Source organism: Paraburkholderia sp. EG286B (assembly GCF_040965655.1).
Classification (GTDB): domain Bacteria; phylum Pseudomonadota; class Gammaproteobacteria; order Burkholderiales; family Burkholderiaceae; genus Paraburkholderia.
In genome coordinates this window covers 169325-185617 of the sequence record NZ_JBFRCF010000006.1, presented here as the reverse complement: position 1 = coordinate 185617, position 16293 = coordinate 169325, and the positions used below count along the sequence as shown (strand labels likewise).

Sequence of the window (16293 nt, the reverse complement as noted above, 5' to 3'; positions counted from 1 at the left end):
AAGACTGCGTTTTACGAGCGCACGCTCGAAAAACGTTCAAAGGAACCATGCTTGCGCACACAACCAACATGCGCGCCAGGCGACTCACGGCCATCGCGATTCCCGGCCCGCCGCGGTGCAACCGGCTATCATGTGAATTCACACCGTAGATGGAACGAATCAATCACATGGCTTCCCCCCAGGAAAACGTCAGCATGGCGGTGTTCTGCGACTTCGAGAACGTCGCGCTCGGCGTGCGCGACGCGAAGATCGACCGCTTCGATATCCAGCCCGTGCTGGAGCGGCTCTTGCTCAAGGGCAGCATCGTCGTGAAGAAGGCCTATTGCGACTGGGAGCGCTACAAGGGCTTCAAGGCCGCGATGCACGAGGCGAGCTTCGAGCTGATCGAAATTCCCCACGTGCGCCAGTCGGGCAAGAATTCGGCCGATATCCGCCTCGTCGTGGACGCGCTCGATCTCTGCTATACGAAATCGCACGTCGACACGTTCGTGATCGTGAGCGGCGACTCCGACTTTTCGCCGCTCGTCTCGAAGCTGCGCGAAAACGCCAAGAAGGTGATCGGCGTGGGTGTGAAGCACTCCACCTCCGACCTGCTCGTCGCCAATTGCGACGAGTTCATCTTCTATGACGACCTGGTGCGCGAGCTCGTGCGCGACCAGCACGCGCACGGCAAGGGCAAGAACAAGGACGGCGGCGCGAAACGCCAGGGCGGCGACGAACGGCAGCCGAAGCAGGACGGCGACGAGCGCAAGTCGAAGGCCGTGGCCTTCGCGATCGAAACGCTCGACGCGCTCGTGCTCGAGCGTGGCGAAAGCGGCAAGATCTGGGCTTCGGTGCTCAAGAGCGCCATCAAGCGCCGCCGGCCTGACTTCAACGAAACGCGCTACGGCTTTCGCGCATTCGGCAACCTGCTCGAAGAGGCGCAGTCGCGCGGCCTGCTCGAAGTGGGCCGCGACGACAAGTCGGGGACCTGGGTGTCGCGGCTGAACCCGCCCCCGCTCCCGGCTGCCGCCGCGAGCGTCTCAGCGCCGGAAAGCCCGGCGGCGCGTGCCGAGGAGCCGCGCGGTCGGCGCAAGGGCCGTCGCAACGGGCGCGGAAGCGGCGCCGCGGACGTGCACGAAGCCGCCGTCGAGCAACCGGTCGAGACGCAAGGCGAAATTCCGTTCGAGCCGGTCGAGGCGCTCGCGCAGGCAGCGCATCGGCACGAAGCCGTGCCGCCCTTCTCCGCCGAGCCGTTCGACGCGAACGAGAGCACCCACGCGCCGCAAGAGGCCTACGAGGCGCATGCGGCAGCCGAGCCGGCTGCCGATGTCGAGCCCGCCGCGCCCGCCCCCGCGCGAGCGCGCAAGACGGCGGCCCGCAAGAGCCCTGCGCGCAAGAAGACAGCGAAGAAAGCGGCCGAATCGCCGGCCAGCACCGGCGAGGAACCGGCGGCCGCCGCAGCAGCGCCGGTCGAGCCCGCTGCCAGGAAAGCGCCGTCGCGTGCGCGTCGCGCGCGCAGCAAGGCCGCTGCGGAAGAAAGCTGAAAATCGCGCCACGCGCGCCGCTCGAACTGGGCGGCGCGCGGCGCATCGATCAATCGCCGAACGGATTCGTGGGGCGCTTGCCCTTCGCAGGCGGCGCTTCCCCGCTCTCGGGCGTGGTATCGCCGAAAGGATCGGGCTTGCCCGACGGCCCCGCCTCTCCAAACGGGTTCGCGGCCTGCGCGGGTTTCGATCCGCCAAACGGATTCTGTGCGGCGGCGCGCTTCGCTCCGCCGAACGGCTCGCGCGGGTCGGCCGCCTCGCCGGCATCGTCCTCCACGGCTTCATCCTTTGCCTGCGCGAGGTTGTATTCGGCCTGCACCTGCTCCAGCACGCGCGCCACGCTCGCTTCGAAGCCAGCCGCGTTATGAAAGTGCTGCATCGTCCAGTTGCAGCCGCTGCGGTCGGGCTCCTGCGGCTGCGGGCGCGGCACGCCGATCTTCACGCCGTCGTCGACCACCTCCTGGAGCTTGTGGATGCGCCGGTGCACTTCCTCCTGCAGCCGCGAAGCATTGAGCGTCTTGCGCAACATTGCGAACCTCCTTTCCTGTACGCGTCACGTCGCGCGAGTCTATCGAGCTCGATCAGATCGGCGGCGTAGGCGCGCATGTCGTTGGTCGCCGTATCGAAGCTCGATTTCGCGGACGCGGTGAGCAGGCTCAGCAAGAGCGCCGCAAAGGTCACCAGCATGCCGATCACGAGTTGCACGAGCTGCACCGTTTCATGCTTGCGATGCTCCTCGGGCAATAGCGGCCGCAACAACACGCCGAGGCCCGTGCCGCCGAGCAGCAGCGCGAACACGAGCAACGCCGACTGGATTTCGGTCATGGCGACGGCCTGTGCTCCTCGGCTGCGGCGTTGACCACCTGCGCGGCGGTGTCGGTGTGCGTCTTTGCAGGCTCTGCGTGGGCTTGGGCGCCGCCGACGCTCAATGCGTCGATGCGCGTATGAATCTCCTTCGCGTGTGCCTCGCCCGGCACGAGATCCGGATGCGCGCGCGGCACCGCGAGCTTCCACGCGGCGTCCAGCTCGCGCCGGATCGAATCGTAGATCTCCTTCGAAATCGAGCGGTCCTCGTACATGGCCTGTACGCGTTCGCGCCCTTCACGCAGCGCGTAGAGCAGCAGCATGCGCCGCTCGAGCACGTCCGAAGCCTGGCCGAAGCAGCGGCGCACGTCCGCGAGCCCATGCTCGGCGGTCGCGATGCGCGCCTTGAGTATCGTCTTGAGCAGCGCCGCGAGACGCTCGCCCAGCAGCGGGGTCAGGCTGCGGTCGTTGAAGACGATCAACTGATGCAACACCACCCGGCGACACATCAGGAGTTCGAAGCGGTCGGCGAGCGCGTCGCCATACGGCTGCCGCACGCGCAGCCAGCGATACAGCAGGCGCGCGACGCGCATCTCGATCGTATCGGCCAGTATTTTTGCGGCCGCGCGCTGATAACCGAGGCGCCCGCCCACGCGCGCCTCTTCGATCATGGCGTCGGTGTTACGCATCATGGCGTCGAGATTGCGGATCGTAATGATGCCGCTGCCATACTGCGGAATGAGGTCGCGCTCCTTCGCCGCGAGCGTCACGAGGCCGATGACGAGACGCTCGCGGTCCGAGAGCGCCGCTTCGAAATCGAATGCCGTCGCGCTCATGTCGACGCTGCGCCGGAACGTATGGCAGGCCTGGTCGGCGATCGCATCAGGAATGTGAAAGGTGCGTGCCGCCATATGCACGCGCTCGGATACGCCGATCGACGACAGCTGCACCGCCTTTTGCTGCAGCGCCTGCTCCTGCGGCGACAGCAGATCGAGGCGCAGCCGCCGGATCAGCAGCTTGAGCGACGTGCCGTTCACGATCAGGCTCACGAGCACGAAACCCGTCGCGAGGATCGCGACGAAGCGGCGCGTGGAATCGGGCAGCGCCGTGTCCTGCGCGAGGCCGAGCGCGAGCACGAGCGTCACCGCACCGCGCAGCCCGCCCCAGGCGATCACGAGCTTGTAGGCGGCGCTCACGGGCTCGGTGAGCCGCAGTCGGCTCAGTAGCGGCAGCATGCCGAACACCACGACGACGCGCGCCGCGAACGCCGCCACCACCACGACGGCGAGCGCGACGAGATCGAGCCACTGCGCGTTGCGCAGCGTGGCCGGAATCTGCATGGCCGCGAGCAGAAAGATCGCCGCGCCCGCCATGGCCGCAATCTGTTCCCAGATCAGTTGCAGATGCTTCCAGTTGACAGGCGACAGGCGCGTGCTTCCCAGCCCGCTGATGACGAGCCCGGCCGCGACCACGGCCACCACGCCCGAGACGTGCAACATCTGGTCGGCGAGGAGATAGAGCGGATACGGCAGCGCGAAACTGAGCGAGATCTCGGCTTTGCCCTCGCCGCCCAGGGCCGGCAGGAGCCACGCGAACGCGCGCCCGGCCAGCGCCCCGACCAGCAGCCCGCCGCCGAGCGCGATGCCGAGCGCGCGCAGCGCGGACGTTGCCGAGACATGGGCGGCGTCTCCCGTGATCGCGGCGATCAGCACACTGGCAATGGCGATGGCGGCCGCGTCGTTGAGCAGGCTCTCGCCTTCCACGAGGCGCACGAGCCGCTCGGGGGCGCCCACTTCGCGGAACACGGCGAGCACGGCGGAAGGGTCGGTCGTCGCGATCATGGCGCCGAGCAGGAGGCCGTCGGCGAGCGGACCGAGGCCCGTGAGCCGGACCGCGCCGCCCACCATGCCGGTCGCCACGAACACGGCCACCACGGCAAGCAGCAGAATGGGCGCCGCGTCGCCGAGCATCTCGCGCACGTTCACGCTGAGCGCGGCCTGGAATAGCAGCGGTGGCAGGAAGATCCACAGGTAAGCCTCGGGCGGCAGTCGAGGCGCAAGCGCGGGCATCACGAAGTTCGCGGCGAGCGTGGGCCAGGCCTCGCCGCTCACGAGATAGATGCCGCCCAGCGCGAAACCCCACGCGGCGAGCAGGACCGATTCGGAAATCGACCAGCGCAGGCTCACCGCCTGCACGAGCGCGATGCTCGCCAGAAGGAAGCCGCTCAGGAGAAGGACGTGGATGACCATGGCGTGCAACCGTCACGGCGCCGGCAGCCACACCACGGTCAACGACCTCACCCCTTGTGCCCCCTGGATCAACACACCTTCGATATCGGCCGTCGCGGACGGCCCTGTGACGAGCGCCGCGTAGCGCGCGCTGCGAAAATCGTCGCGCCGGTACGCGTCCTGCAGCCCCGCCACCAGTTGTGCGGGATCGAGCAGCACCACGAGATGCTGCACGATATAGCCGAGCGCGTTCACCACGTACTCGCGCTCGCTCAGCCAGAGCGATCCCGTTTCCGCCACGCCGAAGCGCGCGCGCACCACGCCCACGTCGACGTCTTCGAGCGAGGCCGGTTTCGTGGCGGCGCTGATCTCGCGCGTGCCCGGCACCTCCGGCGTGGCCGATGCGATGCGCGCCTCGCTGCCAAAGCGGCGCAAGATCATGGCGCGCACCTCGGCCGCGCTTTGCACCTGCGTCTCGCCGCCGCCCATCAGTTTGAGAGCGACGCCGAAGCGCTCGCGCAGATCGCCGGCGGGCGCTTCGAACAGCGGCACCTCGGGCAACGGTTCGTGCGCGGGTTGCGCGGCGCGCACGCGCGCGAGAAACGCCTCACGATCCGCCATCGCCACCTCCCTTGCGGTTTTTCCGGTACCAGGCATGAAATGTCGTGTGCGGCACGTGCGGCAGATCGCGCTGCTTGCCCCAGATATTGAGCGGGTTGTAGAGCATGAAATTCGGCAAGCGCCGCAACGCGCCCTCGAGCGACTTCACCGTGCCGCGATAAAGCGTCGGACTGCCGAGCAACCGGCCAGCCATCTTCAGTACTTCCTGCTTCACGAACGGGACTTCGTGCTGTGCCGCGATGACCTGCCGCCACTGGTAGATCTGCTCGTGAATATTGATCTTCACCGGGCACACGTTCGTGCAGCTGCCGTTGAGCGTCGAAGCGAACGGCAACGCGCTGAAGCGTTTGAGGTCGAAGGTCGGATTGATGATCGCCCCAATCGGCCCCGCATAGGTGCTGCCGTACGAGAGCCCGCCGCTGCGCCGGTACACGGGACAGGTATTCATGCATGCGCCGCAGCGAATGCACTTGAGCGAATACCAGAACTCGGGCATGGCGAGCCGCTCGGACCGGCCGTTGTCGACGAGCACGAAATGCATTTCGGCGCCGGGCCGCGGCGCACGGAAATGCGAGGTGTATTGCGTGATCGGCGAACCGAGCGCGCTGCGCGAGAGCATGCGCACGAATACGCCGAGATCGGAAAGACGCGGAATCAGCTTCTCGATGCCCATCGAGACGATGTGCAGCGGCGGCACGTTGGCGGAAAGGTCCGCGTTGCCCTCGTTGGTGCACACCACCACCGTGCCCGTTTCGGCCACTGCGAAATTGCAGCCGGTCATGCCCGCCGTCTTCTCGCGCACGAACCACGGCCGCGTATTCATACGCTGGCTTTCCGCGAGATAGTGAATGTCGTTGTTGTGCGGGTCCGTACCGATGGTGCGGCCGAACACTTCGGCCACGTCGTCGCGCAGCTTGTGCACGGCGGGTACGACGATATGGCTGGGCGGCTGCTTGTCGAGCTGCTGGATGCGCTCGCCAAGGTCGGTCTCCATCACCGAAATGCCGCGCGATTCCAGGTACGGACGCATCTCGCACTCGTCGGTGAGCATCGACTTGCTCTTCACGAGCGCGGTCATGCCCCGCTCGCTCAGGATGCGATAAACGATTTCGTTGTGTTCCTCGGCCGTATCCGCGAAATGGACCTGCACGCCATTGGCTTGCGCCGTGCGCGTGAAATGGTCGAGGTAGTCGGCAAGATGCGAGAGCGTATGCGCCTTGATTTGCGAGGCGAGCGTGCGCAGCATTTCCCATTCTGGGATGGCATGCGCCTGGGCGTCGCGCTTCGAGCGCAAGTCCCACAGACGCTTGTCGTGGAAGGCGACATGCTCGGGCCGCGAGAGAAACGTGCCGGCGAGCTTCGCGTGTTCGACTCGCTTCATTCGCGCGCTCCGTTCAGCACCTGGGCAATATGGATGAAGCGGATGTCCGCGTTCATGCGCTCGGCGCAGCCCTGCTGGTGCATGAGGCAGGACATGTCGGCCGACACGATGTATTGCGCGCCCGCGCTCACGTGATCGATCACCTTGTCCTGACCCATGCGCACCGACACCGCCTCTTCGGTCACGGCAAACGTGCCGCCGAAGCCGCAGCATTCGTCGGGGCGCGCCGGCTTCACGAACTCGATGCCCTTCACATGTTCGAGCAGCGCGAGCGGCTTCGAGAAGGTCGGACCCGCGATTTCCGAAACCGACGCTTCCTTCAAGTGGCGTAGTGCGCTGCAGCTATTGTGCAAACCCACGCGCCAGGGAAATTCGGCCCAGGGGAATTCGCGCACGCCCAGCACGTCATGCAGGAACTCGACGAGTTCGTAGGTGCTCTCGCGCACCTTGCGCACGGTCTCGGTCTGCTCGATCGCGGTGAGGTGGTCGCGCACGTGATTCACGCAGCTCGCCGAAGGCCCGACGATATAGTCGTAGCCTGCGAAGGCGCGCGCAAACACGCGCTCCGCGCCGGCTGCCTCGGCCTGCGCGCCGCTGTTGGCCATGGGCTGGCCGCAGCAGGTTTGTTCGAGCGGATAGTCGACCTCGCAGCCTAAACGCTCCAGCAGTTCCAGTGTGGCGATTGCCACCTCGGGGTAGAACGCGTCGATGAAGCAAGGGACGAACAAGGCAACTTTCATGCGCGGGCTCACACGAAAAGCGGACCCGAACATTCTACTGCCGAACGGCGCGGGCGTCGCGCCAAGCGTGTGCGCGCCGCGGGTTGCCGCGGCGCATCATGCGCGATGGCTTTTCGCTCAAAAGTTGTGGCGAATGCCCGCGATCACGGCAAGCTGCTTGTCGGTGTTCGAATTCACGAGATTCGGAATCTGCGCCAGGTTCTGCGTCGCGCCGCTCGCGGCATCGATCCCGAGACCCGCCCCCGACGACTTCTGGCCGATCGCCACCGCATAAACCGCCGTGCGCTTGGAGAGGCTGTAGACCGCGCCAAGGTTGATCTGGTGAAGCCGTGCGGACGAGCCGCCGTCCGGATGCGCGTCGTTGAAGATATAGGCGAAGCCGAACTGCAGCGCGGGCGAGTATTGCCACGACGTGTTCAGCTCGGCAATATCGAACGAGATGTCCGCGCCCCGCGGCCGCGCCGCGTCAGCGAAATACAGACTCTGCGAGAGAAGCGTATGGGTATAGCTGAGCGCCACGCTGACCTTGTCGAACGCGTACGAGCCGCCTGCGCCGAAAATACTCACGCGCTGCGCATTTTGTAGTTCGCAGTACGATGCATTCGGATTGCTGCAGCTGAAGTCGCCGATATAGCCGGTCTCGCCGCCCAGCGCTGCCTGCAGCGGATTGCGCAACTCGAGGTAGCCGGCGGATAGCGAAAGCGGCCCGTTGGCATAGTTCGCCGCCACCGACCAGCCGCGGTTCTGCGAGAAGCTGCCCGCCACGCCGCCAAAACTGAACAGGCCGCCCAGCGTGAAGCCGCCGAAACTCGGGCTCACGTATTTGATCGAGTTATTGAAGTTGAACGCTTCGTTGAGATTGTCCACGTCGCCGAAGTGCGAGCCATAGAGCGTCGCCCAGTTGTTGCTCGACACATAGGCGCCCAGATCGTCGGAAAACGGATCGTACTGGCGGCCCAGCGTGAGCGTGCCGTAGTGGCTGTTCGCCACGCCCACCCAGGCGTTGCGGTTGAAGAGCGTGCCACCCTGCAATAGCGCGCCGTTCTGCGAAAAGAAGCTGTTTTCGAGCGTGAAGTTCACGCTCGTGCCGCCGCCGATGTCCTCGCTGCCCGTGAGGCCCCAGCGCGACGGCACGAGGTTGCCGCCGCCCAGTTGCCAGTTGGCGTGGCCGCTCGTGCTGCCGTCGGCGTGCGTGGTCTGCTGGTTGGTCGAATAGATGAGGCCCGCGTCCACCGTGCCGTAAAGCGTGACTGAAGATTGCGCGAGTGCGCCAGTCGCGAGGGCGCACGAAGCCAGCGCCAGCGCCGAGCGCTTGACGAGATTTGCCATGTCGTTGTCTTGTCTAAGAGAGGTGGGCCGCTGCGCTGCATGCACGTGCGCACCCGGAGCGCGGCGCCAGAGGGCGCGCCGCGCTAGTCAGGAACTGCGGGAATCGAGGGCTTGGCGCGAGGCGCGTCCCGGGCGTCTAGTTATTGGCCGAAGCGCGCGTAGATGTCCGGCCGCGAACGCTTGAGCACGAAGGCGATCATCACGCCGATCAGCGCCACCGCGAGCACGACCCACGGGAACGCGCGCACGACGGGACTATCGGAGCCGGCGAGCGCGTCGAGATTGCCGATCAGCACGATGCCGATGGAGAGCAGACCGCAACCGCCCAGCACCGGCGCGAGGAAAGCGTGCCACAGGCGCGTGTCCTTCTTCGTGGCGCGGAAAAACGCCGCCACCGAAAAACTCGTGACCGCCTGCAGCATGACGATGCCGATGGTGCCGAGCGCCGAGCCCCAGCTGAACACGATATTGAACGGATCGCTGCCCGCGAGAACGAAGAAGCCGACCGGCACAGCAACCGAAAGCGTCTGCAGATAGCTCGCGAGATACGGCGATCCATACTTCGGATGCAGGCGATCGAGCACCGCGGGAAGAATCCCCTCGCCCGAGAGCGCATGGATGTAGCGCACGATCGTGTTGTGGAACGACAGCAGGCTCGCGAAGATGCTGGAAAGCAGCAGGAAGCTCATCGTCGTGGTCATCGCGCCGCCCAGGTACTTCGTCGACTGGATGAACCAGAAGTCGCCTGGCTGTTTCGTCGCGACGTCCGCGACGTTGCTGATGCCGTAGGCGCAAACGATGGCCCACGTGACGAACGCAAAGAACACGAGAATCAGCGTAACGGAAACATAAGTGGCGCGCGGCACCGTGACCTTCGGATCGCGGCACTCCTTGCCGTAGATCGCCGTGGCCTCGAAGCCGATGAACGACGCGAGCGCGAACATCACCGCGATGCCGGGGTGGCCGCTGAAGACGTGACGCGGCGAAAACGGCGCGAGCGTGAGGCCGTCCGGTCCGCCATGATGAATCACGATCGCGAGGCTCAGCAGCAGCAGGATGCCGAGTTCGAGACACATCAGCACGCCGAGCAGGCGGCTGTTCAGGTCGATGCCGCGAATGCCGGTGAACTGCACGACGACGAGGCACGCGAATGAATACGCGTACCACGGCAACGAACTATGCAGCAATGGCCCGAGCACCACCGTGCAGAAGAAGCCGAACAGGCCGTACAGCGCAATCTGGATGCTCGTGTACGAGAGCAGTGCGACGAGCGCGCCGGCCATGCCGACGGGGCGACCGAAACCCGCCGTGATGTACGCGTAGAACGCGCCGGCGCGCACGATGTGGCGGCTCATCGAAGCGAATCCCACGCTGAACACGAGCAGCACCACGCCCGCGATCACGAATGCGCCGGGAATGCCCGCGCCATTGCCAAGGCTGATGGCCGGGGGCACCGCGCCCAGCATGCCGGTGAGCGGCGCCGCTGCGGAAATGACGAGAAAGACGATCTGCCAAAGCCCGAGCAGGCTGCGCTGTGAGTCCACTGCCGCGTTGTCTCCAACGAGGTGAGCGGGAGAAGAATACGGTTCGTTCATCGTTGCCTCTGCTGGTGTCTGTTCTGGGTTCGCCATACGACACGATGAAGAACCGCGTGCCTCCGGCGCTCGACGAATCGAATTTCCCGATTCGGATTGAGCGCATGGTAGGCAGCTAATAAACTCGCCGACCTGGCGCAACGCGCCAATTACTCGATAAAGTGCGCCAGGGCTGGAGCGGGTTTTCACTTAACCGCGCTGAAGCGGTCGATATTACCTTCGACATCCTGATTAATGCCGCGAGCTGGGAATTCGTACTTTATTCAGCCCACAAACTTACTGAAAGCCATCAGTCAGCTTTCACGATTTGCGCGCTAGCGGGTTCGTTTCGCGCCTGCACGGCCCCAGTTGCGTGTCGCACGCCATAGCACCGTGGCGTCGGCATAACCCACCGCGCGGGCGACGGCCGCGTTGGTCATGCCCTCCTGCTCGCGCAGCACCGCAACGCTGCGCTCGCGCTCTTCACGAATGATCTGGCGCACGGAGGTGCCGGCGTCGGCCAGATGCCGCTGCAAGGAGCGGTCCGAAAGCCCGAGGTCCTTCGCGATATCGCCGACCACGAGCTTCTCGCGCGCGAGCCGGCGCGTCACGAGATCGCGCACCTGGTCGACGAGCGTATGCGGGATCGTGTCGCGCGAAATGAGGTCGGTGGCATGGCGCTCCATCATGCGCGCCATCTGCACGTCGGCGCTCTTGAGCGGCGTGTCGAGATCGTGCGGGTGCAGGACCACGCCGTTGGCCGGCTGCTGGAACCGCACGGGCACGCGAAAGAGGCGCAAATAGGGCTTGAGGTCCTCGGGCGCTGCGTGCTCGAAATGAATCTCGCACGGCGTCCACGCCGCGCCCCGCACCTGGCGAATCATGTGGCACATGGCGGATACGCTGTACTCGGCGTCCTGCCGGCGCGGCCAGATCTGCGTATGCGCGATGCGATAGCTCCACATCGGCCAGGCGTTGTCGCTCACGAGATCGACGGCCGTCGCGCTTTGCCACGAGCCGAGCGTATCGGTGAACTTACGGATTGCGGCGCCGAGCGTGGGCGACGACATGAACACGAGGCCAGCCGGCCCCAGTTCCGTGAGCTGCAATTCGGCGCCTAAACGCAGGCCGAGAAAGGGCTCGTCGAGCACTTGCGCCGCGCGTTCGAACGCGCCCACATAGCGCCCCAGCGCCACGATTTCATAGGGATTGGAAAGCTGCCGGCGACTCAGTCCGAAGTCGGCCAGCAATGCATCGCAGTCCGCACCAGCGGCGTCGAGGGCACGCACGATGGGACCCATCACGGCACCGCGAATCATCGGAAACCCGCTATTGACAGGCACTCTTTTCATGTCTCGCTCCATTAGGGCCTGTATGCGTCGACAGTTTTAACCATCGATCTACTCTGGCGCACTCTATCGCCCCTTTGGCGCGTTTTGCAAGCGCGAAAAAAATACGGCGTTTCTACGATTCACCCATCGACATCGCACGAGACGAATGCGGATTCTTCATACCGTCCCATGCCCTGTTGCGCCCAACGTCTTCCTTACGAAATGCTTATGAACACGAATCCGAACGCGCATCCGCTCGACCCGTTGAGCCTCGCCGAAATGCAGCTTGCCTGTGACATCGTGAAAGCCACCGAGCAGCTCGATGAATATGGGCGTTTTCCTGTCACCGAATTGCGCGAGCCGCGCAAGGCGGAAGTGCTCGCATACAAGCACGGCGATTACTACTCGCGCCGCGCCTTCGTCATCGCGATCGATCGCACCCGCAGCCAGACGCTCGAACTCGTCGTGGACCTGCGCGAGAAGAAAGTGGAATCGCGCAAGGCGCTCGCCTTGCAAAGCGCGCCCTATGGCCAGCCGCCCGTGATGATCGAAGACTTCATGAATGCAGAGCGCATCGTCAAGGAAGACACGGCATGGCGCGAGGCCGTGAAAAAGCGCGGCCTCACCGAAGACGAACTCGAGCGCGTGCAGGTCGATCCGTTCTCCGCCGGCGCGTTCGACCGCCCGAAGGAGAATGGCCGCCGCCTCGTGCGCTGTGTGAGCTACTACCGCGAGTCCCTGACCGACAACGGTTACGCGCACCCCATCGAAGGTGTCGTCGCCGTGGTAGACCTGCTCGCCCACAAGGTGATCGAGCTGATCGACGACGGCCGCATCATCCCCATTCCGCGCGCGAAACACAACTACGACACGCCGAGCCTCGGCGAGCCGCGCACCACCGTCAAGCCGCTTTCGATCAGCCAGCCCGAAGGCCCGAGCTTCACGATAGACGGCTGGCAGGTTAGTTGGCAGAACTGGAAATTCCGTGTGGGCTTCACGCCGCGCGAAGGGCTCGTGCTGCATCAGATCACGTGGGACGACGGCAAGAGCGCGCCGCGCCCGATCGTCTACCGCGCGAGCGTGACCGAGATGTGCGTGCCCTACTCGGACCCCACCACGAACCACTACTGGAAAAGCGCCTTCGACGCCGGCGAATACGGACTCGGCAAGCTCGCGAACCAGCTCGAACTGGGCTGCGACTGCCTCGGCACGATCCGTTATTTCGACATCCCCTCCGCCGACGACTTCGGCAACGGCTTCACCATGAAGAACGCCGTGTGTCTGCACGAAGAAGATTACGGCACGCTCTGGAAGCACTACGAGTTCCGTACCGGCGTGTTCGAGATGCGCCGCTCGCGCCGCCTCGTGATCTCGTTCTTCGCGACCGTGGGCAACTACGACTACGGCTTCTACTGGTACTTCTATCAGGACGGCACGATCCAGCTCGAATGCAAGCTCACGGGCATCATCCAGACCTCGGCGGTCGCCGATGGCGACACGTACCCGTGGGGCGGAATGGTCACCGAAAACCTCGGCGGCCCGACGCATCAGCACTTCTTCAACGCGCGCCTGCACATGATGGTGGACGGCGAGAAGAACGCCGTCACCGAGCACGAATTCGTGCCGCGTGCAATGGGTGCGGAGAATCCGTACGGCAACGTGTTCGATACGACCAGGCGCGTGCTCAAGACGGAGCAGGAAGCGGCGCGCAACGCCAATGGTCAGACGGGGCGCTTCTGGAAAGTGGTGAACCCGAACGTGAAGAACCGCGTGGGCGCGAACCCGGGCTACAAGCTCATCATCAACGACTCGCCGCTCATGCTCGCCGATCCCAACTCGAAGGTGCGCCAGCGCGGCGGCTTCGCCACGCGCCACGTGTGGGTCACGCCGTACGACGCGACGCAGCGCTACGCGAGCGGCGACTACCCGAACCAGCACGCGGGCGGCGACGGCCTGCCGCGCTATATCGAGGCGAACCGCAACGTGGAGAACGAGGACATCGTGCTGTGGCACAGCTTCGGCCACACGCACGTGTGCAAACCCGAGGATTTCCCCGTGATGCCGGTGGAGTATGCGGGCTTCATGCTCAAGCCCAACAACTTCTTCTATGGCAATCCCGCGATGGACCTGCCGGGCGGCCGCGATCCGCACAGCGTGCAGGACGGCGCAGACGCGCCCGAAGCAAAATCGTGCTGCCACAGCAAGCAGTGAGCACGCGATGATGCCGCGTAAGCGCCGCCTGGCTGTGATGCACGCCGCGCGCCTGCTGTGTGTCTGGGCGTCGATCACCGGTGGCGCGAGCGCGCTTGTGGGAGGCGTCATGATCGCGGCAATGCAGGCCGGCGCGCCGTTCACCGCATTCGCCGCGAGCGCGCTTGCCTTGCTTGCGATGGCGCTGATCCCGGGCACGCTCGCGCGCGGCTTCGCCACGCGTGCCACCGTGCCGATCGCGAGCGCACTCGTACTCACGATGGCGGCAATGGGCGCCGGTGCTCACGCAGGAGCAACGTTCGCGCCGACGCCGCTCATCCTGGGCGGCATCGTCCTGCTCGCCGCTGGGTGCATGCACTTGCGGCGCACGCGTGATAGCGCGGCAAGATCGGTGCATACGCATACCATCGCGCCGGCATGGCGCAACGGCATGCTGCTGATCGCACCCGCGCTGCTTGCGGGCCTGTCGAGCGGCGTGCTCGCGCGCTTCCAGTTTTTCGCGCTCTGCGGCGGCGCCGCGATGTCCGTGACGCAGGTCGTGACGTCAGTCGCAATGGTGAGTCTCGCAGGCTGGCTCGCCGATTGCGTCGATTACCGGCGCGCGCTGCTCGCGCTCTTCGTGTTGCGCGGCGCGCTGCTCGCCGCGCTCACGTTCGATTGCCTCGCGCCGTGGGCCGCGCTCGCTGCCCCCGCATTCGCCGTGCTCGACTACCTGACGCTCCCCACGCTCATGCGCGGTGGGCGAGCGTCGCGCGCGTCGGGCGCCGGCTGTCCCGGCCTCGCCCATCACGCGGGCATGCTGGCAGGCGCGGCGTTCGCCACCACGTCATGGGGCTTTGGACAAGGCTTTTACGCGCTGTTCCTCATTGGCGGCACGCTCAATCTTGCATGCGCATACGCATTCGCGACGCCACGCCGATTCCGTACGCGCGCGCCCTACCCTGCTTCAGCCGCACTCGCTGCGGGCAACGCAATCGAATTACGCTGAGACACTCACCGAATAAACGTACGCATTACTACCGAAATCAGGAGACGGAATGGACCGCCAGGACTTCACGCACACGATCCGCACGCAGATGTTCGTCGACGGACGTTTTAGCAAAAGCGGCAACGGCCGCACGTTTGCCGTATTCAACCCCGCCACGGGCGCGGAGATCGCGCAGGTGCCCGACGCCAGCGACGCCGACATCGACGCCGCCGTCACCGCCGCGCGCCGCGCATTCGAAGCCGACACGTGGCGGCGCATGCCGCCCGCCGCGCGCGAGCGCCTGCTACTCAAGCTGGCCGACCTCGTCGAGCAGCACGGCGACGAACTCGCCGCGCTCGAAACGCTCAACCAGGGCAAGCTGCTCGGCTTCTCGAAGATGCTCGAAGTGGGCGGCAGCGTGCAATGGCTGCACTATATGGCCGGCTGGGCGACCAAGATCGAGGGCAGCACCGTGGATCTCTCGCTCGCGTTCCCGCCCGGCGTGCGCTACAACGCCTCCACGCGGCGCGTGCCCGCGGGCGTAGTCGCCGCGATCGTGCCGTGGAATTTTCCGCTGCTGATGGCGGTCTGGAAAATCGCGCCCGCGCTCGCCTGCGGCTGCACCGTGGTGCTCAAGCCCGCCGAGGAAACGCCACTCACCGCCATCCGCCTCGCCGAACTCGCGCACGAAGCCGGCTTTCCGCCGGGCGTGTTCAATGTCGTCACGGGCCAGGGCGAAACGGCGGGCGCCGCACTCGTGCGCCATGCACAGGTCGACAAGGTCACCTTCACGGGCTCGACCGAAGTGGGCCGCATCATCGGCAAGCAATGCGCAAGCGACCTCAAGCGCGTCTCGCTCGAACTAGGCGGCAAGAGTCCCGTGATCGTGCTCGACGACTGCGATCCGCAGCGCGCGATCGAAGGCGCGGCCGGCGCAATCTTCTTCAATCACGGCCAGGTCTGTACGGCAGGCTCGCGCCTGTATCTGCCGCGCGCGCGTTTTGATGAGATCGTCGACGGCATTGCACAGGTTGCGCGCGCAACCGTGCTCGGCTCGGGTTTCGACACGGCCACGCAGATGGGCCCGCTCGTTTCGGCACGCCATCGCGCCAAGGTCGCCGGCATGATCGCGCAGGGACGCGCCGAAGGCGGCGAGATCGTGGCAGGCGGCGGGGACGGCAATCGCCCCGGCTTCTTTATCGAGCCCACAGTGATTGCGAACGCGGCCAACAAGCCGCTTACCGTCGTGCGCGAAGAAGTGTTCGGGCCGGTGCTCGTCGCCATGCCGTATGACGACGTCGAAGAAGCCGTCGCGGCGGCGAATGCTTCGGAGTACGGTCTGGGCGCGAGCGTCTGGACCAACCAGCTCGACCGCGCGCTGCGCGTGGTGGATGGCGTGCAGGCCGGCACGGTATGGGTGAACACGCACAACATGGTCGATCCGGCGCTGCCCTTCGGCGGGTTCAAGGCCTCGGGCATCGGCCGCGAGCACGGCCGCGCGATCATCGACGCGTACACGGAGACGAAATCCGTCTGCATCGCCTACTGAGCGCCGCCCTGCAGCATTGTTAATCGAAATGG

General features: G+C 65.5%; 11 protein-coding genes and 2 pseudogenes. 4 read left to right on the top strand and 9 right to left on the bottom strand.

Annotated elements, in window-relative coordinates; genetic code table 11:
• Positions 1–167: 167 nt before the first annotated feature.
• Entirely contained in the window at positions 168–1526 is a 1359-nt protein-coding gene (locus AB4Y42_RS15020; RefSeq protein ID WP_368694615.1) for an NYN domain-containing protein, read from the top strand.
• A 295-nt stretch (positions 1527–1821) separates the two neighbouring features.
• On the opposite strand, the pseudogene AB4Y42_RS15015 reads toward AB4Y42_RS15020, so the two are convergent.
• The 9 genes and pseudogenes from AB4Y42_RS15015 to AB4Y42_RS14975 all read right to left on the bottom strand — a co-directional run.
• Positions 1822–2055: pseudogene (locus AB4Y42_RS15015) on the bottom strand (hypothetical protein); the annotation flags it as partial.
• A 47-nt stretch (positions 2056–2102) separates the two neighbouring features.
• Positions 2103–2351: pseudogene (locus tag AB4Y42_RS15010) on the bottom strand (hypothetical protein); the annotation flags it as partial.
• Positions 2348–4579, bottom strand: a complete 2232-nt coding sequence (locus AB4Y42_RS15005; RefSeq protein ID WP_368694614.1) for a cation:proton antiporter — start codon at positions 4577–4579, stop codon at positions 2348–2350. The pseudogene AB4Y42_RS15010 and the gene AB4Y42_RS15005, both read right to left, overlap by 4 nt.
• Before the next feature lie 12 nt (positions 4580–4591).
• The gene (locus tag AB4Y42_RS15000) at positions 4592–5179 is read right to left on the bottom strand and encodes a lactate utilization protein C (RefSeq protein ID WP_368686542.1); all 588 of its coding nucleotides are present in this window, start codon (positions 5177–5179) and stop codon (positions 4592–4594) included.
• On the bottom strand, positions 5166–6560 hold the full coding sequence (locus tag AB4Y42_RS14995; RefSeq protein ID WP_368686543.1) for a lactate utilization protein B: 1395 nt from the start codon (positions 6558–6560) through the stop codon (positions 5166–5168). The genes AB4Y42_RS15000 and AB4Y42_RS14995 overlap by 14 nt, the downstream gene beginning before the upstream one ends.
• Entirely contained in the window at positions 6557–7300 is a 744-nt protein-coding gene (locus AB4Y42_RS14990; RefSeq protein ID WP_368694613.1) for a (Fe-S)-binding protein, read from the bottom strand. The genes AB4Y42_RS14995 and AB4Y42_RS14990 overlap by 4 nt, the downstream gene beginning before the upstream one ends.
• 117 nt (positions 7301–7417) lie before the next feature.
• The gene (locus AB4Y42_RS14985) at positions 7418–8629 is read right to left on the bottom strand and encodes a porin (protein ID WP_368694612.1); all 1212 of its coding nucleotides are present in this window, start codon (positions 8627–8629) and stop codon (positions 7418–7420) included.
• A gap of 140 nt (positions 8630–8769) precedes the next feature.
• A complete protein-coding gene (locus AB4Y42_RS14980; protein WP_368694611.1) occupies positions 8770–10224 on the bottom strand; it encodes an APC family permease in 1455 nt (484 codons plus the stop codon).
• A gap of 314 nt (positions 10225–10538) precedes the next feature.
• On the bottom strand, positions 10539–11555 hold the full coding sequence (locus AB4Y42_RS14975; RefSeq protein ID WP_368694610.1) for an AraC family transcriptional regulator: 1017 nt from the start codon (positions 11553–11555) through the stop codon (positions 10539–10541).
• A gap of 207 nt (positions 11556–11762) precedes the next feature.
• Here AB4Y42_RS14975 and AB4Y42_RS14970 point away from each other — a divergent pair, with 207 nt between their 5' ends.
• From AB4Y42_RS14970 to styD, 3 genes are read left to right on the top strand one after another with little or no spacing between them, the layout of a single operon-like run.
• Positions 11763–13745, top strand: coding sequence for a primary-amine oxidase (locus AB4Y42_RS14970; RefSeq protein WP_368694609.1), 1983 nt, complete (start codon positions 11763–11765; stop codon positions 13743–13745).
• A 7-nt stretch (positions 13746–13752) separates the two neighbouring features.
• Positions 13753–14733 (top strand): hypothetical protein, encoded by a 981-nt coding sequence (locus AB4Y42_RS14965; protein ID WP_368694608.1) that lies wholly within the window; start codon positions 13753–13755, stop codon positions 14731–14733.
• A 49-nt stretch (positions 14734–14782) separates the two neighbouring features.
• Positions 14783–16261 (top strand): phenylacetaldehyde dehydrogenase StyD, encoded by a 1479-nt coding sequence (gene styD / locus AB4Y42_RS14960; RefSeq protein WP_368694607.1) that lies wholly within the window; start codon positions 14783–14785, stop codon positions 16259–16261.
• Positions 16262–16293 lie beyond the last annotated feature (32 nt).

Coding starts and splice junctions, on each gene's coding strand:
- AB4Y42_RS14975 (WP_368694610.1), bottom strand. CDS start 11,555: ATGAAAAGAGTGCCTGTCAATAGCGGGTTTCCGATGATTCGCGGTGCC.
- AB4Y42_RS14965 (WP_368694608.1), top strand. CDS start 13,753: ATGATGCCGCGTAAGCGCCGCCTGGCTGTGATGCACGCCGCGCGCCTG.
- AB4Y42_RS15000 (WP_368686542.1), bottom strand. CDS start 5,179: ATGGCGGATCGTGAGGCGTTTCTCGCGCGCGTGCGCGCCGCGCAACCC.
- AB4Y42_RS15020 (WP_368694615.1), top strand. CDS start 168: ATGGCTTCCCCCCAGGAAAACGTCAGCATGGCGGTGTTCTGCGACTTC.
- AB4Y42_RS14970 (WP_368694609.1), top strand. CDS start 11,763: ATGAACACGAATCCGAACGCGCATCCGCTCGACCCGTTGAGCCTCGCC.
- AB4Y42_RS14980 (WP_368694611.1), bottom strand. CDS start 10,224: ATGAACGAACCGTATTCTTCTCCCGCTCACCTCGTTGGAGACAACGCG.
- AB4Y42_RS14985 (WP_368694612.1), bottom strand. CDS start 8,629: ATGGCAAATCTCGTCAAGCGCTCGGCGCTGGCGCTGGCTTCGTGCGCC.
- styD (WP_368694607.1), top strand. CDS start 14,783: ATGGACCGCCAGGACTTCACGCACACGATCCGCACGCAGATGTTCGTC.
- AB4Y42_RS15005 (WP_368694614.1), bottom strand. CDS start 4,579: ATGGTCATCCACGTCCTTCTCCTGAGCGGCTTCCTTCTGGCGAGCATC.
- AB4Y42_RS14995 (WP_368686543.1), bottom strand. CDS start 6,560: ATGAAGCGAGTCGAACACGCGAAGCTCGCCGGCACGTTTCTCTCGCGG.
- AB4Y42_RS14990 (WP_368694613.1), bottom strand. CDS start 7,300: ATGAAAGTTGCCTTGTTCGTCCCTTGCTTCATCGACGCGTTCTACCCC.